This is a genomic window from Nocardia sp. bgisy118 (assembly GCF_057708605.1).
This window is the reverse complement of the sequence record NZ_JBYISM010000086.1, coordinates 1-763: the sequence shown is the minus strand read 5'-3', so window position 1 is coordinate 763 and position 763 is coordinate 1. Positions and strand designations below refer to the sequence as shown.

General features: G+C 67.4%; 1 protein-coding gene. It reads left to right on the top strand.

Features of this window, described 5'->3' with window-relative positions:
• A partial coding sequence (locus AC3EO7_RS37825) for a transposase (protein WP_435593885.1) occupies positions 1 to 763 on the top strand: 763 nt, incomplete at both ends.

Here is a 763-nt window from a genome sequence, read left to right as displayed (position 1 = left end):
CCGGCAACGGTCGCAAGACCGACCCGGTCGATGCCCATTCGGTCGCGCTCGCTGCGCTGCGGTCGCCGAATCTGCGCCGGGTGCAAGCAGATCCGGAACTGGTGGCGTTGGGGCTGCTGGTCGATCGGCGAGACGAACTCGGCCGGGCCCGCACCGAGCTGTTGAACCGGATCCACCGGCTGCTCACGGAGTTGGTGCCGGGCGGCACCAACAGGTTCCTGTCCGCCATGCAGGCCCGCGTGCTGGCCGACACCGTCACACCGGCCGATCCCGCGGCCCGGGTCCGTCTGCGTCTGGTGCTGGAACTGATCGACGATCTCGAGGTTGTCGACCGGAGAACCAAAGCGGCGGACAAGGAGCTGAAGCAGCTGGTCCTGAACCGTGGTTCCACGTTGATGGACTTGCCCGGCATCGGCCCATCCGGCGCTGCCCGGCTGCTGGCAGATACTGAGGACGTCCACCGCTTCGCTTCGCGGGACCGGTTCGCGTCCTGGAACGGCACCGCCCCGCTGGATGCGTCCTCCGGCCAGCAGCAGCGGCATAGGCTATCCCGCGCCGGGAACCGGAAGATCAACCGTGTCCTACACATCATGGCGATCGTCCAACTGCGCCACCAGACTGCCGGCCGGGTCTACTACGACAGCAAACGCGCCGCCGGGAAAACCTCGATGGAAGCGACACGGGCGCTCAAGCGTCGCCTGTCTAACGTGGTCTACAACCGGATGGTTGCTGACCAGCACCGACGGGATGCGGCAGGCCCGGG